At 65.5% G+C, this 24528-nt stretch carries 20 protein-coding genes; 7 read left to right on the top strand and 13 right to left on the bottom strand.

The window, feature by feature from the left end:
• Positions 1–10: 10 nt before the first annotated feature.
• A complete protein-coding gene (locus CEY05_RS24970) occupies positions 11–2044 on the bottom strand; it encodes a hydantoinase/oxoprolinase family protein (RefSeq protein ID WP_088599986.1) in 2034 nt (677 codons plus the stop codon).
• Between the two features lie 163 nt (positions 2045–2207).
• Here CEY05_RS24970 and CEY05_RS24965 point away from each other — a divergent pair, with 163 nt between their 5' ends.
• The 4 genes from CEY05_RS24965 (at position 2208) to CEY05_RS24945 (ending at position 6687) form a co-directional block, all read left to right on the top strand.
• Positions 2208–3149, top strand: coding sequence for a LysR substrate-binding domain-containing protein (locus CEY05_RS24965; RefSeq protein WP_088599985.1), 942 nt, complete (start codon positions 2208–2210; stop codon positions 3147–3149).
• Positions 3150–3213: 64 nt separating this feature from the next.
• Positions 3214–4548 (top strand): MFS transporter, encoded by a 1335-nt coding sequence (locus CEY05_RS24960; RefSeq protein ID WP_088599984.1) that lies wholly within the window; start codon positions 3214–3216, stop codon positions 4546–4548.
• Between the two features lie 516 nt (positions 4549–5064).
• Positions 5065–6057: a tripartite tricarboxylate transporter substrate binding protein gene (locus CEY05_RS24950; protein WP_088599982.1), complete on the top strand. Its 993-nt coding sequence runs from the start codon at positions 5065–5067 to the stop codon at positions 6055–6057.
• Between the two features lie 123 nt (positions 6058–6180).
• Complete coding sequence (locus CEY05_RS24945; RefSeq protein WP_088599981.1) at positions 6181–6687, top strand: GAF domain-containing protein; 507 nt, start codon at positions 6181–6183, stop codon at positions 6685–6687.
• 90 nt (positions 6688–6777) lie between these two features.
• Here CEY05_RS24945 and CEY05_RS24940 read toward each other — a convergent pair whose 3' ends face one another.
• From CEY05_RS24940 to CEY05_RS24920, 5 genes are all read right to left on the bottom strand, one after another.
• On the bottom strand, positions 6778–7758 hold the full coding sequence (locus tag CEY05_RS24940; protein WP_088599980.1) for a tripartite tricarboxylate transporter substrate binding protein: 981 nt from the start codon (positions 7756–7758) through the stop codon (positions 6778–6780).
• A gap of 40 nt (positions 7759–7798) precedes the next feature.
• Complete coding sequence (locus tag CEY05_RS24935; RefSeq protein ID WP_088599979.1) at positions 7799–8770, bottom strand: hydroxymethylglutaryl-CoA lyase; 972 nt, start codon at positions 8768–8770, stop codon at positions 7799–7801.
• Positions 8767–9960: a CaiB/BaiF CoA-transferase family protein gene (locus CEY05_RS24930; RefSeq protein ID WP_088599978.1), complete on the bottom strand. Its 1194-nt coding sequence runs from the start codon at positions 9958–9960 to the stop codon at positions 8767–8769. Before CEY05_RS24930 ends, CEY05_RS24935 begins: the two co-directional genes overlap by 4 nt.
• A 218-nt stretch (positions 9961–10178) precedes the next feature.
• Complete coding sequence (locus CEY05_RS24925) at positions 10179–11078, bottom strand: LysR substrate-binding domain-containing protein (protein WP_088599977.1); 900 nt, start codon at positions 11076–11078, stop codon at positions 10179–10181.
• Positions 11078–12259, bottom strand: coding sequence for a fumarylacetoacetate hydrolase family protein (locus tag CEY05_RS24920; RefSeq protein ID WP_088599976.1), 1182 nt, complete (start codon positions 12257–12259; stop codon positions 11078–11080). The genes CEY05_RS24925 and CEY05_RS24920 overlap by 1 nt, the downstream gene beginning before the upstream one ends.
• 186 nt (positions 12260–12445) lie before the next feature.
• Between CEY05_RS24920 and CEY05_RS24915 the strand changes: the two genes are divergently transcribed.
• A complete protein-coding gene (locus tag CEY05_RS24915; protein WP_088599975.1) occupies positions 12446–13396 on the top strand; it encodes a transcriptional regulator GcvA in 951 nt (316 codons plus the stop codon).
• Here the strand turns inward: CEY05_RS24915 and CEY05_RS24910 are convergent.
• Both CEY05_RS24910 and CEY05_RS24905 read right to left on the bottom strand, forming a co-directional pair.
• Positions 13309–14550, bottom strand: a complete 1242-nt coding sequence (locus tag CEY05_RS24910; RefSeq protein ID WP_088599974.1) for a CaiB/BaiF CoA-transferase family protein — start codon at positions 14548–14550, stop codon at positions 13309–13311. The two genes, CEY05_RS24915 and CEY05_RS24910, sit on opposite strands and share 88 nt — an antisense overlap.
• 134 nt (positions 14551–14684) lie before the next feature.
• Positions 14685–15464, bottom strand: a complete 780-nt coding sequence (locus tag CEY05_RS24905) for an enoyl-CoA hydratase/isomerase family protein (protein WP_088599973.1) — start codon at positions 15462–15464, stop codon at positions 14685–14687.
• Between the two features lie 326 nt (positions 15465–15790).
• Here CEY05_RS24905 and CEY05_RS24900 point away from each other — a divergent pair, with 326 nt between their 5' ends.
• Both CEY05_RS24900 and CEY05_RS24895 read left to right on the top strand, forming a co-directional pair.
• On the top strand, positions 15791–16756 hold the full coding sequence (locus tag CEY05_RS24900; RefSeq protein ID WP_088599972.1) for a tripartite tricarboxylate transporter substrate binding protein: 966 nt from the start codon (positions 15791–15793) through the stop codon (positions 16754–16756).
• A complete protein-coding gene (locus CEY05_RS24895) occupies positions 16753–17931 on the top strand; it encodes an alpha-hydroxy acid oxidase (RefSeq protein ID WP_088599971.1) in 1179 nt (392 codons plus the stop codon). The genes CEY05_RS24900 and CEY05_RS24895 overlap by 4 nt, the downstream gene beginning before the upstream one ends.
• Positions 17932–17993: 62 nt before the next feature.
• On the opposite strand, the gene CEY05_RS24890 is transcribed toward CEY05_RS24895, so the two are convergent.
• From CEY05_RS24890 to CEY05_RS24870, 5 genes are all read right to left on the bottom strand, one after another.
• Positions 17994–19832 (bottom strand): M81 family metallopeptidase, encoded by a 1839-nt coding sequence (locus CEY05_RS24890; protein ID WP_158219418.1) that lies wholly within the window; start codon positions 19830–19832, stop codon positions 17994–17996.
• A 2-nt stretch (positions 19833–19834) separates the two neighbouring features.
• Positions 19835–20842, bottom strand: a complete 1008-nt coding sequence (locus CEY05_RS24885) for a tripartite tricarboxylate transporter substrate binding protein (RefSeq protein ID WP_088599970.1) — start codon at positions 20840–20842, stop codon at positions 19835–19837.
• 40 nt (positions 20843–20882) lie between these two features.
• Positions 20883–22121 (bottom strand): amidohydrolase, encoded by a 1239-nt coding sequence (locus tag CEY05_RS24880; RefSeq protein WP_088599969.1) that lies wholly within the window; start codon positions 22119–22121, stop codon positions 20883–20885.
• Positions 22122–22152: 31 nt separating this feature from the next.
• Positions 22153–23295 carry a pyridoxal-phosphate dependent enzyme gene (locus CEY05_RS24875; RefSeq protein WP_088599968.1) on the bottom strand — a complete coding sequence of 381 codons (1143 nt, stop codon included), beginning with the start codon at positions 23293–23295 and terminating at the stop codon, positions 22153–22155.
• Between the two features lie 62 nt (positions 23296–23357).
• Complete coding sequence (locus CEY05_RS24870; RefSeq protein WP_369825992.1) at positions 23358–24314, bottom strand: ornithine cyclodeaminase family protein; 957 nt, start codon at positions 24312–24314, stop codon at positions 23358–23360.
• Between the last annotated feature and the right edge of the window lie 214 nt (positions 24315–24528).

Raw genomic sequence — 24528 nt, 5'->3', positions numbered from 1 at the left:
TGATGGTCGTTCAAACCCGGATGCGGATATTCCCCGCCTCGTCGATGGTGGCCGTCTGCCCGGGCAGGACGACCGTGGTCGAACTCATCTCCTCGATGATCACGGGCCCCGCCAGCGCCAGGCCGCTGGGCAGAGAGGCCCGGTCATAGACGCGGGTACGCATCCAGCCGGCATCCTTGTCGAAGTAGACGTCGCGTTCATCCCAGACCGGCGTCGGCCGCGTGGGCTGCCACGCCGTGGCGCCGGCTTTCACGACCAGGCCCACCGCCTGCAGGCGGCAGTTGACGATTTCGATGGGACGGTCCGGATGCGCATGGCCATGCTGTGCCTTGTGGGCGCGATGGAAGCCATCGGTGAAAGCATCCTGGGCCTCCTCTGCGCCGGCCTGCAGGGCCACCCGTATATCGTGCGTCTGGCCGCGGTAACGTCCGTCGATGAGGCAATGAAAGCGCCGTTGTGCCTGGGCCACGTGCTCCTGTTCCAACCACTGGTCGCCTTCCTGGCACATATCCCGCAAAACTCCCTGGATCCGGCGCCAGTTCTCGTCGTCCAGCGGGGCCAGCTGCGTGCGTACGAAATCGCGGCTGACGTCGGCCAGCAGGATGCCCCGCGCGCACATCGTCCCCGGCTCTTGCGGCACCAGGACACCACCTATGCCGCACTCCTGCGCCACCTCCGCCGCATGGAGCGGCCCGGCGCCGCCAAAGGCAAACAACGTGAAGTCGGCCGGATCGTGGCCATGCTCCGTGGATACCGTGCGGATGGCGCGGCTCATGTTCGCCGTGGCAATCCGCAGGATGCCGTGCGCGGCTTCTTCGACGGACACGCCGATGGGACGTGCGATCAGCGCATCGATGACCGCGGCGGCGCGCTCGCGATCGACCTTCATGCGGCCGCCCAGCAACGTCGCCGGATTGAGGCGCCCCAACACGATGTTGGCATCGGTCAGCGTGGGCACGGTCCCGCCCTTGCCGAACGCAACCGGGCCGGGCACCGCACCGGCGCTGTCGGGCCCCACTTTCAAGGCGCCCACGTCGTCGAGCCGCGCGATGCTGCCGCCGCCCGCGCCGACGACGTGGATATCGATCATGGGCATCTTTACCGGATAACCGGCCACCAGGCGATCCGACGTAAACCCCGGCCGTCCACCGGTAATCAGGGAAACGTCGGTGCTGGTCCCGCCCACATCGAAGGTGATGATTTCCGTCAGGTCTGCCGCGGCACCGATGACCGTCGAACCGATGACGCCCGCCGCGGGTCCGGACAGGCAGGAAAGCACCGGCAGGCGCGCCACCGTCTTCAACGGCATCAAGCCGCCGTTCGAGTGGAACGTCAGCGGGTCGACGGTCAGCCCGACGTCCTTGAGCCGCGTGCGCAAGCGTTCCAGGTAGTGATGCATGCGCGGCGCGACATAGGCATTCAAAACCGTCGTAGAAGTCCGTTCGAACTCCCTGAATTCGGGCAGCACCTCGTAGGAAATACTGACGTGCAAACCCGGGGCGACGCGCTCGACCACGCGGCGGGCCTGCTCTTCATGATCGGGGTTACGGTAAGAATGGAGAAAGGAGATCGCCAATGACTCCACGCCATCGGCCAGCAGTTCCCGCACACACTGCTCCAGTTCGGATTCATCGAGACCGCGCAGAGGCGCGCCGGTGGCATCGAGGCGCTCGCCCACTTCCAGGCGGTGGCGGCGCCACACCAGCGGCGCCGGCTTGGCCACGCCATGGTCGTACAGCGATGGCCGCGTCTGCCGGCCGATGGCCAGCACGTCGCGAAAACCGCGCGTCGTCACCAGTCCCGTCCTGACCCCACGCCGCTCGATCACCATATTCGTGGCGACCGTCGTGCCATGGCCGAAGTATTCGACCTCCCCGGGCGGGACCGAATGCTGTTCCAGCATCTCGCGCGTCCCCTGCGCGATCGCCACGGAGGGATCCTCGGGCGAGGACGGCACCTTGAAGTAGGACAGTGCGCCCGTTGTCGTGTCAGCCATCACGAAATCCGTGAATGTGCCCCCCACATCGATACCTATTCGAACCATGCTTTTCCCCGGCGATCCATGACCTGTTGATCCAACACGTGTGCTGTCGAGAACACGGGAAACATCATGCCGGGACGGCTCCTCCCCACACAACCACATAAAGGGTAGGAGGCCGATAACTGAATGTTATGCTGACAGCCAGACTTCTTCCCTGCCCGCCGCCATGCAACTGAATCCCAGACAGCTGGAAGCCTTCCGCAAAGTGATGCTCACCGGCAGCATGACGCTGGCCGCCGAGCTGCTGAAGATCAGCCAGCCCGCCGTGAGCCGCCTGATCAGGGACCTGGAGGCGACGGTCTCCGTGCGCCTGTTCCGCCGCGAAGGCAATCGCCTCATTCCGGGCGCCGAGGCGCGCCGCCTGTTCCAGGAGGTCGACCGCTTCTATCGTGGCGTGGAGTCCGTGGAGCGCGTGGCCCAGGATCTGAAATCGGCACGGATAGGGACACTGCGTATCGCGTCCATCAGTGCCTTGGGCCTGAACTTCATCAGCGAAGGCATCCGCCAGTTCTCGGACACGCATCCGCATGTCAGGGTGTCGCTGGATGTCTGTCCGTCGCAGGGTGTGCTTGAGCTGATCGGCGCCAACCAGGTGGACATCGGCTATATCGGCTTCATCAATGCCGAGTATCCGGGCGTCGATGTCTATCCCCAACCCGATGTCGCCGCCGTCTGCGTGCTGCCCCGCGACCATCCCCTCGCGCGCAAACGGGCGGTGCGCGTCAGCGACCTGCAGGGCGCCGCCATGATCTCCCTGGGCGCCGACAGTCCTTTGCGGATGCGGGTGGAAATCGCGCTGGAAGCCGCCGGCGTCACGTTCAACCGGTCGATCGAAACCACGTATGCGCATTCGGCCTGCAGCATGGTCGCGGCCGGTCTCGGCATTACCATCGCCGACCCGTTCACCGCCGCCAATCTGCGCGACCGGCGCATCGTCTGCCGGCCCCTCGTACCCGCGATCGCCTATACGTTTTCCATGGTGCTGCCGGGGCACCAACCGCGCTCCAAGGTCGTCAACGATTTCATCCGCGCCATGGAGAACCTGTTCCGTTCCGAACTGGCCAGAACGAGGTGGCCCCTGCAGGAATCGGCCAAAGCGTCCCTATGACAATTTTTTGATTGTCCTGCACCAGGCGATTAGGCTACCCATCCTCATCGTCTGGAGCCTCGCCATGTCGCCGAAAGCGTCCGCCTTACGCAATCGCTGGCTTATCGTGATCGCCGGCGGCGTCCTGATGGGCGCCGCGCTGGGCGTGCGCCACGTCCAGGGGCTGTTCCTGCAGCCCGTCATCAGCAGCCAGGGATGGACGCGCGAGGACTTCGGCCTGGCGCTGGCGCTGCAGAACCTGGTGTGGGGACTGGCGCAACCCCTCACGGGCATCATCGCCGACCGCTATGGTTCAGCCAAAGTCGTGTTCACAGGCATGATCGTCTACGCGCTGGCGTTGATGCTGATGACCTACGCACAGCACCCGACGGCATTTGCGCTGACTAACGGCATCATGATCGGGATCGCCCTGTCCGGCACCGCATTCGGCGTCGTCTACGGCGCCTTGAGCCGCATATTCACGGGACCGCAGCGGACCTGGGCACTGGCCATCGCCGGCGCGCTGGGCGGCCTGGGGCAGTTCTGCATGGTCCCGGCCGCGCAAGCCCTGATCACCGTATCGACCTGGCAAGGCGCGATATCGGTACTGTGCATCGTCATGATCACGCTCACGCCGCTGGCCCTTTTCCTGCGCGACGATATGCCCGCCGCTGCGCCTGGCGATGCGCGCGCTTCCGTGCCCGCTGGGAGGGCTAGCCGTGCGCCTGCTCATTCGCCCGATGATGCGAGCGCCAAAGCCCGTCCGGCTGCGCATCCCCCGGAAGCAGCGGCCTCGACCCTGACCATGCGCCAGGCAATACGCCAGGCCTTGTGCCACCGGGGCTTCTGGCTGCTCAATCTCGGCTTCCTGGCCTGCGGCTTCCAGCTTGCCTTCGTCGCTGCCCACATGCCGGCGTATCTGATGGACCGCGGCTTGAGCGCGCAGCAAGCCGGCATGACGCTGGCGATCATCGCGTTGACCAATATCTTCGGCAACTACACCTGCGCCAGGCTGGCAGGCCGCTGGCCGGCCAAGCAGGTGCTGTGCGTGCTGTACCTGTTGAGGACGCTGGCGCTGGCAGCGTTCCTGGCGGCGCCCGTCTCGATCTGGAGCGCTTACCTGTTCTCGGCGGTCATGGGTTTCCTGTGGCTGGGCACCGTTCCCCTGACCACCGACGTGATCCTGCGGATCTTTGGCGCGCGCTATATCGCCACCCTGTTCGGCTTTGTCTTCGTGGGCCATCAGGTCGGCGGATTCCTGGGCGTCTGGCTGGGCAGCGTGATCTACGACACCTACCATTCCTACGATCCGCTGTGGCTGCTGTCCATCGTCATCGGGCTGCTGGCCGCGGGAGTGCATTGGCCTATCGATGATCGTCCTGTGGCGTATCCCGGACCGCTTGGCGGGCAAGTGTCATGACTCGGGCAAGGACGGCGCCTGGGCGGCATTTGTTGCTGGCGAAGAGGATATTTTTTGTGGGGGGTAAACCCCCACGCCCCCTTTTTTTCGGACTGGCCCGCGCCGTGGCCGCCACCCTGTGCGTGGCACTGCTGTCCGGCGTCTTTCTTGCCTGGCAAGATCCTGGCATCACCCTGGCACTCCTGGACGGCGTCTTCCTCTGCCATTGAGACAGACACACGGCACTGGCGCACTGTCCGCAGTCCGCGGCGTGTTCGCGCTATGTCCGTGCTGTGTCCGTGCTGTGTCCGTGCTGTGTCCGTGCTGTGTCCGTGCTGCGTTCGCGGAAAATCCGCGGGCTGCCTGCACAACCATTTTTCCTATCAAAGGAAACACCTATGCTTGCATAGGAAAGCGGTATTGGTCCCCTCCCCCTTGTGCCTCCTACCATGACATCCGCCGTGCGCGGAATCATTACGGCGCAAGCATCTCGAATGCCAAACGAAGCACACTTCGTCCAGATACAAGGGGATTACCATGAAACACTCAAGCGTTCTGAAGCTGGCATGCGCAGCACTGTGCGTCGCCCTGTCCGCCTCATCTCCCAGCCACGCCGCCGACAGCGCGGATAACTGGCCAGACAAGCCGGTGCGCATCATCGTGCCCTTCGCGGCCGGCGGCTCCACCGACATCGTGGCGCGCAAGGTCGCGCAGCGCCTGGGCCAGTTGACCAACCAGCCCTTCGTGGTGGAAAACAAACCTGGTGCGGGAGGGACGCTGGGAGCGGCCTACGCGAAATCCCTGCCGGCCGACGGCTACTCGCTGTTCCTGGGCACGGTAAGCACCCAATCCGTCGCGCCCTTCCTGTACAAGACGCTGCCCTATGACCCATTGAAGGACTTCCGCGGCCTGGCGATGATCGCCTCCGTGCCCAACGTGGTGGTGGTCAACAAGAACCTGGGCATTCACGATCTCAAACAGATGATCGCGGCCTCCCGCAAAAAGCCCGGTGGCCTGACGTATGGCTCCAGCGGCCTGGGTTCTTCCAATCACCTGGCGACGGAAGCCCTGCGCGCCACCCTGGACATCCCCGCAACCCACGTACCCTATCGTGGCTCGGGGCCGGCGCTGACCGACACCATGGCCGGCCACGTCGACTTCATGCTGGACGTCGCATTGACGTCGATGGCCTATGTGGAACGCGGCGACGTCAATGCCGTCGCCGTGACATCCAGGCAGCGGCTGGCCGCGCTGCCCAACGTGCCGACCGTGGCGGAACAGGGCTTCCCCGAGTTCGAAGCGGTAGGCTGGTTCGGCCTGTTCACCCCGGCCCATACGCCGGACGCCCGCGTGCGCAAGATCGCCGAGATGGTGCGCAAGGTCGTGCTCGACAAGGACATGGTGGACTACTTCGCCGCGCAAGGCGCCACTGCCAGCGGCGTCACCCTGAAGGAATTCGATGACGTGGTCGCGGCGGACCGTGAGCAATGGGGCAAGGTCGCCCAGATCGCAAAGATACAACCCGAATAGGCGGGATACGGGGCGACGCCGCTGTTGCTGTTGCTGTTGCTGTGCTGCTGCTGCGGCTCTTGGCTCGCCCTTTCCAGGAACGGCTATCGAAGCAGAAGACAACCAAAGACTGGGGGATGGAATATGACGAAGACCGGCTTTCTGACGACGCAGGACCTGCAAGCCATTTCCGCGGCAATAGTGCGCCCTCCCCGCGCGGGCGCCCCCGACGCGCTGCTGCAGGCGCTGGACCACATCGCCCAGCGCGAGATGGGCCACCGCCTGTTCACCGCGTTGCGCTACGACCTGGCCGAGGGCCTGGCGCACCGCCTGTACAGCAGTGCGCCGGCGGTCTATGCGGCGAGCGGATCCAAGCAGATAGGCGATGCGCCCGCCTTGCGCGAAATGGTGGCGACCGGCAAGCCCCGGCTGGCGCCCGACGCAGCAGCGGTTCGGCGGGATTTTCTCGATGCCGAGGCGATCTTCTCGCTCGGTTGCGCCAGCGTGTTGAACATCCCCGTCCATGCTTATGGACGACTGCTGGGTCAGATCAACCTGCTGCATGACGCCGATCACTATCGACCGGCGGATATCGAGCACGGCACGTATCTCGCTGCACTGGCCGCGCCGGCATTCATGATCCACGGATAGGCTGCATGAGGCGGCGCGCGCGCCGGGCCGCTTCATCCCGCCTTACCGAGGACATCCGTGCGCAACGCGGTTCGCGGTCCAGTTCGCCGCTCAGTTCGCCGTGATATGCGCGGCTTCGATCACGCTCTTGTAGCGTTCCAGTTCGCTCTTCGTGTAGCGGCCCAGCTGCTCAGGGCCCATGAAATCCGCCTCGGCGCCCTGCTCGGCGGCCTTCTTGCGGAACTCCTCGGTCTTGGTGATGCGCTCGATTTCAGCGGCGAGCTTCGTGACCACATCCCCGGGGGTATGCGCCGGCGCATAGACGGCGAACCAGGATGACACGATCAGGTCGGGATAGCCGGCCTCGGCGGCCGTCGGCACGTTCGGCAGGCTGGGCAGGCGCGTCTTGCCCGTCACCGCCAGCGCATTGAGCTTGCCCGCCGATACCTGGCCCAGCAGCGGCGGCGGCGTGGTGATCGTCATGTCCACCGACCCGCCCAGCAGGTCCGCCAGCGCCGGGCCGGTGCCCTTGTACGGAATATGCGTGATCTGCGTTCCGGCCATCTGGTTCAACAGCTCGGTGGATACCTGCTGCAGCGAACCATTGCCCGACGATGCGTAATTGAGCTTGCCGGGATTGGCCTTGGCGTAGTCGACCAGCTCTTTCATCGAATGGATGGGCAGGGTCGAGCGCACCACCACCAGTTGCGGCGCCGAGATGACGTTGGCGATGGGCGAGAAATCCTTGATGGGATCGGCCGTCAGCGTCGGCGTCAGGGTGGGCGTGATGACCTGGAAGCCCGAATACTGCAGCAGCAGCGTATAGCCGTCCGCCTTGGCCCGCGCCACCATCTGGGACGCGATGCCGCCCGAAGCGCCAGGACGGTTCTCCACCACCACCGTCTGGTGCAGCGCCTGGCCCAAGGGCTGGGCCAGCAGCCGCGCGGCGATATCGGTCGTCCCGCCCGGCGCGGCGGACACGATCAGGGTGATGGGACGATCCGGATAGGCCGCCTGGGCGGTCGAGGCCACGGCCAGGGTGATGCAGGCGGCGGCCAGCAGGCGAGGTCCCGCCTTGAAGAGGGTTTTCATGCGTTGTCTCCTTGGTTTTTATGGAACTATTGGGTAGTGCTCAGGCATCTGGTAAGAACCGCTCCGCCAGCCAGGCCGGCGCCGGATGCGTTGCCAGCCGCGTACCGGCGGCCAGCAGGGGATTGGTCAAGGGGCGTTGCACCAGCTCCGGCAGGCCGCGGACGACCTCCATCAGCGGCGCCAACGCAACCCCCGTTTCAACACCCATGCACTGGAACATGTGCACGAGTTCTTCCGTGTTCACATTGCCGCTGGCACCGGGCGCGTAAGGACAGCCTCCCAGCCCGCCGGCCGCCGCATCGAAGCGCGTCACGCCCACCTGCCAGGCCGCCAAGGCATTGGCCAGCGCCATGCCGCGGGTATTGTGCAGATGGATGGTCACCGGCAGCCCCGGCAAGACCGTCGCCATCCGCTGGCACAGCTCCGCCACCTGCGTGGGATAAGCCATCCCGGTGGTATCGCACAGCGTGAAGCCGCTGGCGCCCGCCTCGGCCAGGCGCAGGGCCAGGTCAAGCACCTGCATGGGCGCCACGTCGCCATCGAAAGGACAGCCGAAAGCGGTCGACAGCGACACATTGCAGGGCAAAGGCCCTTGCTGCGCCGCCGCGCGCAGGATGGACTTGAGTTCGGCCAGCGACTGCTCCCGCGTCATGCGCAAGTTGGCGCGATTGTGCGTCTCGCTGCTGGACATGACCAGGTTCAATTCGTCGGTGCCGACTTCCAGCGCCCGCTCCAGCCCCCGCACATTGGGCACCAGCGCGGTATAGATCACGCCCGGCTTGCGGCGGATGCGCCGCATCACCTCCTGGGCATCGGCCAGCGCCGGTATCGCCTTGGGCGACGTGAAGCTGGTCACCTCGATGCGCGCGAAGCCGCATTCCGACAAGGCGTCGACCAAGGCCACCTTGGCGTCGGTGGCGACGATGGCCTTCTCGATCTGCAGCCCGTCACGCGGGCCGACTTCATTGATCTCTATGGATGCCGATCTGGATCCCGATACGTCCCGTGTCATGCAATCACTCCCGCCTCGCGCATGGCCGCGCGCTGCGCGGCCGTGATTCCCAGGGATTCCAGCACCGCGTCGGTGTCCTCGCCCAGCGTCGGCGCGCGCCGCCGCACGGCGCCCGGATTATCCGACAACAGCGGGAACACGCCCGGCATGTCGACCTGCAGCCCGTTGGCGGCATCCACCCGGGTAATCGCCTGGCGAGCCCGGTAATGGTCGTCCTGGGCGATGTCCGCCACCGTATAGATGCGTCCCGCGGGTACTCCCGCGCCGCACACCACATCCAGCACCGCGGCGATGGTACGTGTCGCCGTCCAGGCGCCGATGGCGGCATCGATCTCATGCACGCGCGCCACGCGGCCATCGTTGCGCGCCAGCGCTGGATCCTGGCCCAGGTCGTCGCGGCCGATGCAGGACATCAGCCGCGTGAAAATGGCGTCGCCATTGCCGGCAATCAGCACGTAGCCATCCGTGCAGGGATAGGCATTGGACGGCGCGATGCCCGGCAAGGCCGCGCCGGCGGGCTCGCGCACCGCGCCGAACGCGCTGTATTCCGGCAGCAGGCTTTCGGTCAGGTTGAACAGGCTTTCGTAGAGGGCGGCATCGATCATCTGCCCCTGCCCGCCCCGCGCGTCACGGTGATACAGCGCCAGCAGCACGCCCAGGGCGCCATGCAGGCCGGATATGGTGTCGCCCAGCGACAGGCCGCCACGCACCGGCGCGCGCCCCGGCTCGCCGTTCAGATAGCGCAGGCCGGCCATCGCTTCACCGATCGCGGCGAAGCCGGGCTCACGGCTCTTGGGCCCGGTCTGGCCGTAGCCGGAGATACGCAGCATGATCAAGCCGGGATTCAGCGCATGCAGCTTCTCCCAGGACAAGCCCCATTTTTCCAGGGTGCCGGGACGGAAGTTCTCGATCAGCACATCGGCCTGCGCGGCCAGGCTGCGCACGATTTCCTGCCCTTCGGCCTGGCGCAGGTCCACGCAAACGGATTCCTTGTTGCGCGACTGCGCCTCCCACCAGACGGATGTGCCCTCGTGCAGCATGCGCCATTTACGCAGGGGATCGCCCTGTCCAGGTGGCTCGATCTTGATGACGCGAGCGCCGAAGTCGGCCAGGGTCTTGGCGGCAAAGGGACCGGCGATCAATTGGCCCAGCTCCAGAACGCGGATGCCGGAAAGAATCTGTACCGCCATGAAGTCTCCTGCGCGGCCTGCCCGCGGTTTTCGAATAATGGCAGGAGTGTGCGCCGGGACGATCCGATGCGGAATGGACGATACGGGAAGAGGGCTTTCGCGAAACGCGAAAGCTGGCCACGGCATGAAGCCGTGCGGCGTCATCCTCGATCGCAGCTTCGGCGCCTGGTGCGCCCGAGACCGGGCCGGCCGCCCGAGGCCGACCGGCACCGCGCTAATCACTCATCAGCGGCCTGCAAGTGCGCCAATAGCAGCCGCGCCGCCAGCGTCAGGGTCGCGGGTTCGCGCACCCCCAACAGCAGCGAGCGCTGCGCCCAGGCATCGCGCAGCGGTATCAGCGCCAGCTTCATCGACTGCGCATGCGGCTGCGCCGCCACGCGCGGCAGGATGCCGATACCGCCGGTTGCCGCCACCATCCGGCAGATGGCGTCGAAGCTGCGCACCTGGATGCGCAAGCGCATGCCACGCTGCATGCGCGCGCTTTCTTCCTGCAGGCGGCTGGCCAGCGAAGTGGCGGTCGGCAGGCCGACATAGTCGAAGTCCAGCGTCTCGGCGAACGACACCTGGCGCCGCTTGGCCAAGGCGTGATTGCGCGCCGTCACCAGCACCAGTTCATCGATGCGATAGGCCGACGTCACCAGCCCCGCCGCGGGCGTGCGGTCGGCGAAGATGCCGATGTCCGCGCGATTTTCCGCCACCGCCGTCACCACGTCCGAACTATTCTGTTCTTCCAGGTCGATGCGCACGGCGGGATGCGCGGCCATGAACGCGGCCAGGTCTTCCGGCAGGAACTGCGTAATGGATGAAGTATTGGCGGCGATGCGCACCTGGCCGCGCGCGCCATGGGCGTAATCGGACAGCGTCCCGGCCAATTGCTCGACCTCGCGCAGTACCCGCAAGGCGTGCGCCAGGCAGGCCTGCCCGGCGTCCGTCAGTTCCACACCGGCGGCATTGCGAAACAGCAGGGGCGTGCCCAGCGCTGCTTCCAGATCCGAAATCCGCTTGCTGGCCGCGCCCACCGCCAGATGCTGCTGGCGCGCGCCCGCCGAGATACTGCCGTGCCGCGCGACGGCCACGAAAAGGGACAAGGTGACCAGATCGATGCGACCGAGGTTCATTACCGTGCCGACAAGAGCCCTCGCGATGCCAGGTTGCGCATCAACTGACCCAGGCCGAAGTTCCAGGGAGGTGCATTATCGCTATGGGTCACGGCATTGCGCAAGGCGCCCAGCCTGGGCGTAGCGATGCTCACCACGTCGCCGACCTTGTGAGTGAAGCCGCCGCCGGGGTGATCCCTGTCCTCGGTCGGTGCGAACAGCGTCCCCAGGAACAGCAGGAAGCCATCGGGATATTGATGATTTCGGTTGAGCGTCTGCGCCACCAGATCCAGGGGATCGCGGCTGATCTGCGCCATCGAACTGGCGCCGCTCAGCACGTAGCCGTCCGTACCTTCGACCCGCAGGGTCAGTTCACAGCGGCGCACGTCATCCAGGCTGAAGGTATCGTCGAACAGGCGTATGAAGGGGCCGATGGCGCATGAAGCATTGTTGTCCTTGGCCTTGCTGAGCAGCAGCGCGCTGCGGCCTTCGAAGTCGCGCAGATTGACGTCATTGCCCAGCGTCGCGCCAACGATGGTGCCTTGCCGCGTGACGGCCAGGACGATTTCGGGTTCGGGATTGTTCCATTCCGACTTGGGATGGATGCCGATCTGATTGCCGGTGCCGACCGCGGACAGCACGGGCGCCTTGGTGAAGACCTCGGCGTCGGGGCCGATGCCCACTTCCAGATATTGCGACCACAAGCCTTGCGCCATCAGCACCGACTTCAGGTGGGCCGCTTCAGGCGACCCGGGTTTCACCGCACGCAGGTCCGTGCCTATGGCGTCGACGACGGTGCGCCGCACCCCTTCGGCGCGTGCCGGCTCGCCCTTGGCCTGTTCCTCGATGACGCGTTCGATCATGCTGGACGCGAAGGTCACTCCCGCCGCCTTGATGACTTGCAGATCCGCCGGCGCCAGGAAATGGGCCTGTGCCGCATCGGCATCCGTCCGTGTGTTGGCCAGTACTTCGGCGCTGCTGCCTATCAGCCGTCCCTCGGCGCGCCGCACGGCCTGTACGGGATCAGCGGCATCAAGCAGATCGCTCAGGGTTGCGAAGGTGGTGGACAGGTCGTACACGCCGCCGGCGCGCAGGACCACCGGCGACGGGCCGCCGATCTTGCCGGGGACCCACGCCCTGCCCACCAGGGTGCCCGCGTCGCCGTCTGTCGGCAAGGTATTTTCAGGAGTCAGGATCTGCATGGTCGCCCGCTTCAATGGTTGAAAGAAAGAATGAATGAGTGAACGGCTGGATAAATGCCTGGATAAGCAATGGGATTCGGACTTCAAGTAAACCAGAGCATCGCGATGAAGCTCAATAAGGACATCTCAAGGATTGATATCATTTCGTAATCGCCGGCAGACGATCAGGCGCACCCGGAACCCCTCATGCCCCGTCCCATCCCTCCGCTGAACCCGCTGCGCGCCTTCGAGGTCGCCGCGCGCCATCTCAGCTTCACGCGCGCGGCCGAGGAGTTGTGCGTCACCCCTTCGGCCGTCAGCCACCAGATCAAGGTGCTGGAGGACAATCTTGGCATCGCCCTGTTCGTGCGCGACACCAAATCCCTCATCCTGACCAGCGCGGGCAAGGCGTATCTGCCGGGCGTCCAGGAGGCTTTCCGCCAATTGGTGCAGGCCACCTACCGGGTGCAGCGCGAACGGCAGTCGCAGGCGCTCAAGCTCAATCTGCCACCGACGTTCGCGGTGAAATGGCTGATCCCCCGCATGAAGCGCTTCGTGGCCAGGCATCCGGACATCGACCTGCGCGTATCGACGTCCAAGAACATGTCCGATTTCGAGCGCGACGATGTGGATATCGAAGTGCGCTACGGGCGCGGTGACTACCCTGGCCTGCATACTGAACTGTGCCTGCCGGTGGAGGTGACGCCCGTGTGCAGCCCGGCGCTGCTGGCAGGGGCCGCGCCGCTGGTGCGCGCCGACGACCTGCGTCATCACACCTTGCTGCATGATGACAGCACCTATGACGATGTCAGCAATCCGGACTGGGCCACGTGGCTGGAACGGGCCGGGGTGAGCGGCATCGATACCTCACGCGGGCCATCCTTCTGGCCTAGCCACCTGGTGATCGATGCGGCGATAGACGGCCTGGGCGTGGCGCTGGCCAAGCGCAACTGGGTGCGCCGCGATATCGCCGCGGGACGCCTGGTGGAGCCCTTCCCGGATCTGGCATTGGACATCGAGTTTTCCTATTTCCTGGTCTATCCCGAAGAGCGCGCCGCCGACCCGCGTATTCAAGCCTTCGCTGCTTGGGTACGTGAAGAAGTTTCCGACACGGACACCGCACCGAAAGCCCCCGCCTCACGCCAGCGTGCCACCTGATCGCCGGCGATACCCAGTTCCGCGAAGACCTCCGCCGTGTGCTGACCCAGCAGCGGCGCCGGCCGCCGCACCTGCTGCGGCGTACCGCTCAGTTTCACCGGGAAGCCCAGCGCCTTGACCCGCCCTTCCACCGGATGGTCGATCTCCATGACCATATTGCGCGCGCGTGCCTGTTCGGTATCCAGCGCTTCCTCATAATCCAGGATGGGCGCGGCCGGCACCCCGGCGGCCAGCAGGCGTTCGACCCAGATATCGGCCGGCGCGGCAGCCAATGCCTCCTCGATCAGCGGAATCAGCTCAGCCCGATGCCGCAGGCGCGCCACGTTGTCGATGAAGCGCGGATCCGCCGGCAAGTCCGGCCGCCCGATGACCTCGCACAGCGCGTTCCACAGCTTGTTGTTCGCCGCGCCGATCACCATATACCGATCCGCCGCGCGCACGGCCTGGTAAGGCGCGCTCATGCGGTTGGCGCTACCCAGCGGCGCCGGCACGCGGCCCGTGCCCCAGAACTCCGCGCTCTCCCACACCGACAGGCCCAGCGCCGTCTCGTACAGCGACGCATCGATGTACTGGCCCAGGCCGGTGGTGGCACGGCCGATGACCGCGCTCAGGATCGCATAGGCGGCGAACAGCGCCGCGCCCAGGTCGGCGAACGGTACGCTGGACTTCATCGGCGCGCCGTCCGGCTCGCCCATCACGCTCATGGCGCCGCAGCTGGCTTGCGCGATCAGGTCCAGGCCGGGACGGCGCGACCAGGGCCCCGTCTGGCCGAAGCCGGAAATGCTGGCGTAGACCAGGCGCGGATTGATGGCGTGCAGCGTCTCGAAGTCGATCTTCAGGCGCGCGGCCACGCCGGGTCGATTGTTCTCGACCAGGATGTCCGCCTGCCGCACCAGTTCGTAGAAGGCCTCGCGGCCCTCGGCATTCTTCAGGTCGATCTCGACGCTGCGCTTGTTGCGATTCAGCGCCAGGAAGCCGCCGCTGTCGTCGCCCTTCAGGCGGAAGCCCATCGCGCGGCGGGTCTGGTCGCCGGTCCCTGGCGTTTCCACCTTGATGACGTCGGCGCCCATATCGCCCAGCAGCATGCAGCAATAAGGGCCGGCCATGATCTGGCTGACATCCAGTACGCGCAGATTGGCAAGGGGAAGCGTCATTGTGTAGTCCTTATGTTTTGCGCGAAATCAGGTGGATGCATGAATGGGGGGAAGGGAGTGAAGGGAATGCAAGGGCTTGCGGAACCTGCCGGACGGTGCGCCAACGCGCCACGGCAAGACATGCCGGCATCCCATCAACGACCCACGAAGGCAGGACGGGTCTTGGCCAGGAAGGCCCGATAACCGATGCCGAAATCCTCGGTGTCGAAGCAGTCATAGGCTTCGTCCAGTTCCGCCTCCGTCAGCGGCCGCGGATCATCCAGGCGCTGGACGAAGCGCTTGTGCCAGCGCGCAACCAGAGGCGCCCCCGCGGCAATGCGGCGCGCCGCCGCCAAGCCCTCTTCGTTGACCATGGCATCGTCCACCACGCGATTGACCAGACCCTTGCGCTGCGCCTCCTCCGCGCCGAACACGCGGCCTTCGAGCACGATTTCCAGGGCCACCGCACGCCCCGCCAACGCCACCAGGCCGCCCAGTTCGCCATAGGACATGACCAGCCCAAGCCGGTTGATGGGCGCACCGAAGCGGCTGGACGCGCCGCAAATACGCATATCGCAGACAGCGGCCAGTTCGAGCCCGCCGCCCACGCAGGCGCCATGGATGACGGCCAGGGTCGGATGGCGGCTGCCGGCCACCGCCTGCATGGCGCGGTGCGTCACCCGGCCGTAGGCGCGCGCCGCGTCCTTGTCGCGCCGCGTGCGGGGAAACTCCTCGATGTCGGCGCCGGCCGAAAACGCCCGCTCCCCGGCGCCGCGCAGGACGATGCAGCGCACGTCATCATCGGCGGACAGCCCGGCCATGGCATCCGCCAAGCCCTGCCACATGGCCTCGTTCATGGCATTCATCTTGTCGGGGCTGTTGAGGATGACGGTGGCAATGGCGCCATCGCGTTCAACGATGATGGGTTCGGACATGGGTTTCTCGTTCTGGTGCCGGCGGAAGGCATGAAAACAATCAGCCACGCGGCGGAGATTCAAAGTGTAGGAATGCCCCTGCCGTGGGCCAAGCGAGAAATATTGCGGCACCTTTCAAGAAAAACTCTTGCGGCCACTTCTTGCGTCGTCTTCCCATGCCCCTCCGCGTGCGTCCCTCCTGTGGCCTCCCCTGCCCTGTGAGAAAAACTCAGCGTCGATTCAAATATTTCAACGTTGCTAGCCAGCGGCTGCGCTCCCTACACTTCCGCCATCGCCAACGCCGCGTCCACACGATGACGCGGCGCAAAAAAGACAAGGAGACAGAGATGAACCGACGCCACGTCCTGACAGCGGCTGCCGCCGCGACCCTGCTGCCGTTTGCCGTCCGCGCCCAGGGCTCCGTGCCCAACCCCATGCGCCTGGTGGTCGGCTTTCCGCCTGGTGGCGGTACCGACATGGTCAGCCGCCTGCTGGCGCAGAAGCTGGGCGCGATGTGGAACATCTCCGTCGTCGTGGAAAACCGCGCTGGGGCCGCCGGCGTCATCGCCGCGGACTACCTGGTCAAGCAGCCCGCCGACGGCAGCTGCCTGCTGATGACCAATTTCAGCAACCACGCCGTGGCGCCCAGTCTCTACCCCAAGCTGGGCTATGACGTCGACCGCGACTTCTCGCCCATCATGCTTGCCGGCATCTCGCCCAGCCTGCTGGTGTGCCGCGCCGACCAGCCAGCGCGCACGCTGCCGGCCCTGGTCGAGCGTTGCCGCAAGTCGCCTGGCACGGTGACGTTCGGATCGGCCGGGCCGGGTTCGGTGCAGCATCTGGCGCTGGAAATGTTCAAGCTGCGCGCCGGCATCGATGCGCTGCACGTGCCCTATCGCGGGTCCGGCGCCATGATGGCGGACCTGCTTGGCGGCCAGATCGACTACAGCTTCGAGACCATGCCGTCGGCCACGCCCCAGGTGGCCAGCGGCAAGCTGGTCGCCATCGCGCAAACGCGCCTGCGCCGCTCGCCCGCGCAGCCCAACGTGCCGACGGTTGCCGAACTGGGCTATCCCGGCTTCGACGCCAGCACCTGGTATGGCCTGGTGGGTCCGGCGGGCATGGATCCGGCCTTGGTGAAGCGTTTGAACACCGATCTCAACACCATCCTGGCCCAGCCCGACGTGGTTGAAAAGATGAAGACCTATGGCGCCGAGGACGGCGGCGGCAGCGTCGAGCGTTTCGCCGCCTTCATCCAGGAAGAAAAGACCAAGTGGGCCAAGGTCATCCACGACGCGCACGTCACCGTATGAGCAAGACCAGCATCACCTGCATCGAGGACCTGCGGGTCCTGGCGCGCCGCCGCGTGCCGAAGATGTTCTACGACTACGTCGATGTCGGCTCCTGGACCGAGGGCACGTACCGCGCCAATGAGCTGGATTTCCAGCGCATGCTGCTGCGCCAACGCGTTGCCGTGGACGTGACCACCCGCAATACCGGCGCGACCATGCTGGGCCGCGCGGTAAGCATGCCGGTGGCCATCGCGCCCACCGGCCTGACAGGCATGATCCACGCGGACGGCGAGATCCTGGCCGCGCGCGCGGCGCAGCGCTTCGGCATCCCCTTCACCCTGTCGACCGTCAGCATCTGCTCCATCGAAGACATTGCGCAAGCCACCGGCGGCCATCCTTTCTGGTTCCAGCTGTACATGATGCGGGACCGGCGCTTTGTCGAGAAGCTGGTGCGCCGCGCCCATGAGGCTCATTGCGACGCCCTGGTGCTGACGCTGGACCTGCCGATCAGCGGCCAGCGCCACAAGGACTTGAAGAACGGGCTGACCGCGCCGCCCCGCCTGACGGTGGCGAACATGGTCAATATGGTGGGCAAGCCGGGATGGTGCCTGCGCATGCTGGGTACCCGGCGCCGCAGCTTCGGCAACATCGTCGGCCATGCCGAAGGCGTGGGCGACATGGCTTCGATGGCCGACTGGAGTTCGCGCAATTACGATCCTTCCGTGACGTGGGAAGACATCGCCTGGATCCGCAAGATCTGGGAGCGCAAGCTCATCCTGAAAGGCATCCTCGATGCCGAGGATGCACGCCAGGCCCAGCGCGTGGGCGCCGACGCGATCATCGTGTCCAACCACGGCGGCCGGCAGCTGGACGGCGCGCCTTCCAGCATCCGCGCCCTGCCCGCCATCGTCGATGCCGTGGGCGCCCGCACGGAAGTGCATCTGGACAGCGGCGTGCGCAGCGGCCAGGACGTACTCAAGGCGCTGGCCCTCGGTGCCCGCGGCGTCTATATCGGCCGTGCCATGCTGTATGGCCTGGGCGCATTGGGCGAAGCGGGTGTCACGCGGGCTTTGGAAATCATCCAGAAGGAACTGGACCTGACCATGGCCTTCTGCGGCCACACCGATATCGCGCGGGTGGATGGGGACGTCTTGTTGCGCGACTCCACGCAATGGCCGGCGGCGCTGGCAGCGTAAGCTGCCGCGCTCCGAGGGGATGCAGACGAGTCCCTGTCACGTGGGCCTCGTACACGCTCCTGTTACTCCGTCTTGATATGCACCGCCAGCCAGACCGTCTCTTGATCGGGCGACGTGTAGGTCACCCAATGTTCGACGCCGCCGGGAATCAGCAGGTGGTCGCCCGCATTCAGCGTGTGCTCTTCACCGGCCAGCAGCAGCCGGGCCGAGCCTGAGACCACCATCACCCATTCATCATGGGGCTGGCAATAAGGCTGGTCCGCGGGCGTGACGTTGCCGTGGGAAACGATGCGTTCGATCACGAGATCCGGGCGCGTGAGCAAGCCCTCGAAAGTCTCCGCCTTGCGCTTGGACAGCATCCGTACCTTCGGCGTCCACTCCGCAATGGCGTCCATGGGCACCACCGGCCGCGGCAGCCGCCGGAAATCGAAACGCGCCAACACGGGCGAAGTCAGGCCGGCCACATCCACGTTGTAGATCTGTTCCGGTTTGAAGAACTCATCGAAGGCCGCGCGGAAGTGGCCGCGCGACTTCACCACCACGGTCCTGGCGGCAGCGATGTCCAGACCGAACATTTCGAAGAACATGGGCTCGTGGCATTGATAGCGGTTGGACACCACCACCACCTCGATGCCGCCGATCCGCAGCAATACCGACGGCCCCAGGTCGTAGCGGCAACCCTGCAACTGTCCCCGGCGCCCGACGCCCTGGCCATCACGCAAGGCCAGCACCCGGGCCTGCGTTTCGAAGGCGTCCGAATACAGCGTGGTCTCCTCCCGGTTGAAGCGCGCCAGGAACGAGGCATCGACACCCAGGCGATGCGCTTCGGCGCACAAGGCTGCATCGGTGATGACGCCGACGATCACGCCCTGGACATCCGCCGCCAGCAAGGCTTGCAGCAAATAAGGCGTATTGCCGCGGCCACCGCCGCCGGGGTTATCGGCAACGTCGGCCAGGCACACGGCGGGCAGCCGCTCGTCTTCGCCGGCGGCACGCGCCAGGGCCACCGCCCGTTCGACCGACGTCAGTTCCGGCGTGAAGGCCGCGCGGCCTTGCCACGCGGGCAGCGCCAGATCCAGCGCGACCTGGCGCGCGTACGCGGGATCGTTGCGCGTGGTGACGATCACCGTCAGGCCGTTCTTCGGCGTATCGCCATAAACGAAACCCGCCACCCCGGAAATATTGATGATGCGGGGATCGTCCAGCAGTGCTTCGGCCGAGGCAATCATGTCGGCGTAAGGCCCCGTGCCGGGCGCCGTCAACAGCTGCGTAGGCGGCGCGCAGACGGGCATGCGGATGTGTGCCACCGAGACCTCCCCGCCCGCCATCAGCTCGCGCAGGACGCGCGCCGCGTCGGCGCCGCGCTCGGCCATGTCGACGTGCGGATTGCGGCGATACGAGATCAGGGTATCCACGCTGTCGACCATGCGGTCCGACACATTGGCGTGCAGGTCCACCGTGGCGACCACGGGGATGGCGTCCCCCACGATACGGCGCACCATGGCGAAGACCTCGCCATCGGGATCGTCGGACTCGGTGGTGATGGCCGCGCCGTGCTCGCAGATATAAACCGCCTGCACGGGCAAGGCCGCGCGCAAGCCGGCCTCGAATACCACCATGGTGTCGGTGAAGAAACCGTGCTCCACCGGACCGCCCGACTCCGCATTGGCGAACAGGATGGGCACCGGCGTCCAGGCGCCGGCGCCATCCATGTCGCGCACGAAGGCCGGAATCTCGGGCGTCATGGCCGGCGCATCGCTACGGGCGTCGGCCATCAGGGCGTCGCCGCGCAGGTAGGCCCTGGTGACGAAGTCCTCGCGCGTGGAAATCGGCGCGAAACGGTTGGATTCGATCGCAAAGCCCAGTATGGCGATGCGCGGTCCGGTGGTGGAAGTCGGCATGATCAGTTCTGCTTCTCGATATGGGCGGAGGCAATCACGTCGGCCCACTTCTTCTGTTCAACGGCAACGAATTTGACGAAATCGGGTTGATTGCCCGGCGTGGGCGTGGCGAAGGCCTTGGCCAGGTCCGCCTTGACCGCATCGGACTTCATCACCTCTTCCAGCACCGCGCTGGCACGATCGACGATGGCCTTGGGCGTCCCGGCCGGGAAGATCAAGCCGCCCCAGGCGCCGTTGTCATAACCCTTGAAACCGGATTCGTCGATGGTGGGAATGTCCGGAAACGCGGGCGCGCGCGTGATGCTGGTGATCGCCAATGCGCGCAGCTTGCCGGCCTGCACCAGGGGCCAGGCGATGGGGGCATTGGTGATGGTGTAATCCAGCTGGCCGCCCGCCAGATCCGTCAGCGATGCGGGGTCGCCGTTATAGGGCACGAAAGAGGTGTCGATATTGGCCATGCGCTTGAACAACTCTCCGCCCATGTGCCCGCTGCTACCCAGGTTGGACGCGGCCCAGAACAGCTTGCCCGGCTTGGCCTTGGCGGCGGCGACCAGATCCGCGATCGATTTGTAAGGCGAGTCCGCCCGCACTACCACCAGGTTGGGCAGGGTGAACATGGGACCGATCAAGGCGAAGTCCTTGGACGCGTCGTAAGGTATCTGGTTGAACAGCGACGGATTGACCGCCAGCGTATTCAGATTGCCGTACCCCATCGTGTAGCCATCGGGCGCCGCGCGCTTGATCTGGCCCATGCCTATCGATCCCCCCGCGCCGGGGCGATTTTCCACGATGAAAGACTGGTGCGTGGCCTGGGCCAGATGCGTCACGACCACTCGGGTCAGCACGTCGGCGCCGCCGCCCGCGGCGGACGGTACGATGACGGTGACCGGCCGGGCTGGCCAGGTGGCATCCGCGGCGTGGCCGCTCAGCGGTGTAAGCAGCGCCGTGGCCAGGATGGCGGCGGTAGCCAGCTTGCAGCGGACCGCCCCGGTGTATTGTTTTCCGAACATTTTCACTACCCCTTGGAATGTTATTTACATCAAGCCGGACTCAGGCGCCGGCTGCCTTGCCTAATTCCCCGTCGACCACGGATAACCAATAGGCGACGCCATAAGGAATCGCTTCGTCGTTGAAGTCGTAGTTGGGCATATGCAGATTGCCGCCGCCATCGCCCTGGCGCACGCCATTGCCGATGAATACGAAGGCGCCGGGACGCTTCTGCAGCAGCCAGGAAAAATCTTCGCCGGCGGTCAGGCGCTGCATGTCGCCATTGACGCCGTCGTTGCCGACCACGCGCGCAGCCGCCGCCACCGCGGCCTGCGTGACGGCCCCATCGTTGATCACCGTGGCCGCATTCCACCAGCACTTGACGGTCGCCGTGGCGCCCTGGATCGCCGCGTGGGCATGCGCCATTTCCGTGATGCGCTGCTCCAGCAATGCCTGCACGTCCGCGCTGAAGGCGCGCATCGTGCCGGAGATATGCAATTTCGCCGGCATCACATTCATGGCCTGCGGATCGCCAGCCTGGATATGGCCCACGCTGATGATGGCGGTCTGGTCTGGCGGCACGTTGCGCGACACGATGGTCTGCAGGCCCAGGACGAAATTCGCCTGCGCCACCGTCAGGTCCGAGGCCAGGTGCGGCGTCATCCCGCCATGCCCGCCCGTGCCCGAAAACGTCACCTGCCACCGGCCGGAGGCGGACATGAAGGCGTCGGGACGCGTGCCGAACGTGCCCACCGGCATGGTGGGATAGGAATGCAGGCCGAAAATCCGGTCGCAGGGGAAGCGGGAGAAAAGATCGGCCTCCAGCATCGCCAGGGCGCCGCCCCGGCCTTCCTCCGCCGGTTGGAAAATCAGGTGTACGGTGCCCGCGAAGTCGGGGTCGCGCGCCAGGGCGCGGGCCGCGCCCAGCAGCATGGTGGTATGCCCATCGTGGCCGCAGGCATGCATGACGCCGACATGGCGCGATGCGTGCGGCAAGGCATTGGTCTCCGTCATGGCCAGCGCATCCATGTCGGCACGCAGGCCGATGGCGCCGACTTTGCCGCCGCCGTTCTTACCACCGCTGCTTTTGCCACCCCCTTCGCGCTTGCCGACGATGGTGCCGACCACCCCCAGCTTGCCTACGCCGGTCACGGTTTCGATACCCCATTCACGCAGCTTCCCCGCCACCAGTTCGGCGGTGCGGGTTTCCTCGAAACCCAGCTCGGGGTGGGCGTGGATGTCGTGACGAATGGCGGTCAACTCGTCGAGGTCCAGGCGGGCACGTTGCAGATAATCGTTCATGTCTATTGCCGAAGAGGGGTACTGCCGGTTTTCAGGGCTGACCGAAAAGCTCGGTCATGAACTGGGTCGATTTCAAGCCGGTGCCGGTCATGATGGCTACCGTGGTCTCGTTCGCTTGAATCGCGCCGCGCTCCAGCAACACATCGATGGCGGCGGCCGCCGATGCGCAAGTCGGCTCCACATACAGCCCCATGGCCGCCATGGCGCGCACGGCCGCGCGTATCTGGTCTTCCGTCAGGGCCACCGTCTGACCCTGGGTTTCGCGGATGGCTTGCAGGTTTTCCAGCAGGCGCACGGGCCGTTTGATGGCGGTGCCTTCGGCGATCGTCGGTGATACAGGGCGATCGGTCAGCGTATCCACACCGGCCGTGAAGCAGGCGTCGATGGGTGAACAGTTCAAGGGTTGTGCCACGAACAGGCGCGGCAGTTTCTTGATCTGGCCAGCCGCCAGCAATTCCTTGAAACCGATATGGCAGCCCAATACGTTGCTGCCCGCCCCGGTGGGAATGATCACGTTATCCGGCGCCGTGAAATTCAGGTCTTCCCAGATCTCGTAGGCCAGGGACTTGGTGCCCTGCAGAAAGAAGGGGTGCCAGTTATGGCTGGCATAGAAAATCTGCTCGGATTGACGGATGGCCTCGTGTTCGGATTCCTCGCGCGGCCCTTCCACCAACTGCACCTCGGCGCCAAAAGCGCGGATCTGCGCCACCTTGGCGATGGGGGTATAGGCAGGCGCCAGGATCTTCACCTGCATGCCGGCTGCCGCGCCCAATGCGGCGATGGCGGCGCCGCCATTACCCGAACTGTCTTCGAGTATCTTGGGCACGCCTTGCTGGCGCAGCCAGGAAACCATCACCGCGGCGCCGCGGTCCTTGAAGCTGCTGGTGGGGTTGAACCATTCCAGCTTGAAATACGGCCGTGCCTGGCCCCAGTTGCGCTGGATCAGCGGGGTACATCCCTCGCCCAGGCTGACGGCATCGGCGATGGGGGCCGGCAAGGCCGCCTGGTAACGCCAGATGGAACGCCGCCGCGTCTCGATGTCGTCGCGGCCGATGCCGGCAAGCGGGGTCACCATCAGGGGATTGTGGTCGTCCGAGCGCCACCGGATATCCGACAGCGGATACGTCTTGCCGGTGCGCGGATCGATATATATCGGGTTTTTGAACTGCGTCATCAATGCTATTCCTGGTTCAAGCTATTCACGTGGCGGGTTCATCAGTGCCTGTCCACGGCCCCTTACCAAGGCCACGTAATCGCCATGCCGCGCCCCGCCTTGCGGGCGCCATCGAAAATCATTTGGGCCACCACCAGATCCTGCAGCGCCAGCCCCGTCATATCGAAAACGGTGATGGCGCCCGCCTCGCGTACATAGGACTGTTCGCCCAGGATGACGGTGCCGATCTCCGTTGCAGGGCATTCCTTGGCCCACTGCCCTTCGCCCACATTGGCGGACTGGCGCCCGTCATCGACGAACAGCCGGGCGCGTTGCAGCAGACCTTCCGGCAATTCGCGCTTGCCTATGGTGTCCGCGCCCACCGCGTTGACATGCGTGCCAGCCTGTACCGCTTCATTGCCGAACAGCGGCTTGCGGCTGGGCGTGGCCGTGATCACCAGGTCGGCGGCAGCCACGGCCTGGTCGGCGTCCGTCGCATGCTTGAGTGCGCAACGGTCCCCATGGCGGGCGGTGAAATCGCTTTCGAAGCCGGGATCGCTGGCACCGTCCACGGTCAGGTAGGTCACCGACACCAGCGAGGAACGGACCTGCAGCGCATATTCCAGATGGATGCGCGCCTGCACGCCGGTGCCGAACAGGCAAAGGCTACGAACATCCTTGCGCGCGAACAGGTCGATGCCGATAGCGCCGGCCGCACCGGTACGCAAGGTGGTGACGTGGTTGCCATCGAGCAGGCAGACCGGACGTCCGGTGGCCGGATCGAAAAGCATGATGGTGGCCTGGTGCGCCCCTTTGCCATGGGCGGTATTGCCCGGCCAGAAGCCGGCCGCCTTGAAACCCAGGACATTGTCCGGCGCGATGTCACCGGCCTTGATCCCGAACACCGCATTGCTTCCCACCGACTCGCGGATCATCGGAAACACGCGGCCCGTGCCGGCGCTGTGTTGCACGAAGGCCTGGCGCACGGCGGCCATGGTGGCGTCGCGGTCCAGCAAGGCCAGCACGTCAGGCGCGGGGATGAGAAGCAAGGTGTCTGAGACGTCTGAAGGTGCTGTCGCGGAAGGCATCTGGACTCGTGATCTGGGGGTGTTGAAGGTAGACAATATATCCAGATCAAGATTTATTGTCCATGTTCGAATGTCCAACTTTTCTCAGAATCTGTCCGAATTCGGGTAATTACTGATATTTTCTGGATGAATTGTCCAGATCATCCCGGTTTCGCGGGTATAGTTC

It is taken from the genome of Achromobacter sp. HZ34, assembly GCF_002209485.1.
Lineage (GTDB): Bacteria > Pseudomonadota > Gammaproteobacteria > Burkholderiales > Burkholderiaceae_B > Bordetella_C.
This window is presented reverse-complemented; position numbering and strand designations above follow the sequence as displayed.